Source organism: Bacillus sp. HY001 (genome assembly GCF_007558965.1).
Lineage (GTDB): Bacteria > Bacillota > Bacilli > Bacillales > Bacillaceae_G > Bacillus_A > Bacillus_A mobilis.
Window position 1 is genome coordinate 1 of the sequence record NZ_VLTE01000259.1, and the last position, 322, is coordinate 322.

Annotated in this window: 1 protein-coding gene; it reads left to right on the forward strand. The window is 27.3% G+C overall.

Annotated elements, in window-relative coordinates; all coding sequences use genetic code 11:
* Window positions 1–155: DUF418 domain-containing protein (locus FOT98_RS31180; RefSeq protein WP_144291249.1), on the forward strand; the 155-nt coding region annotated here is incomplete at its 5' end.
* Between the last annotated feature and the right edge of the window lie 167 nt (window positions 156–322).

The following is a 322-nucleotide window of genomic DNA, read 5'->3' on the forward strand; positions in this document are numbered from 1 at the left end:
ACTTTAAAGATGTCTCACAGGTATATTACTGGCAATTATGTATCTTCGGGATTTTAATTATCTTTGCGCAAATTATATTCAGCAAAATTTGGAGTAAATATTTTCGCTATGGTCCCATTGAATGGATATGGAGAAAAGGAATTTACAAAAAATAACCTATTTTTCACCAGTTTCATGCAATTAACTGGAAAAAATGATAAAATATCATATGAAAGATTAAAGATATATTTGTGATTGTAAAATGATGTTATTAAAATTAAAGTGGTTCAAGTCAGAGGAAGGCACCTTAGGTGTCTTTTCTTTATTAAAATATGTATTTTAA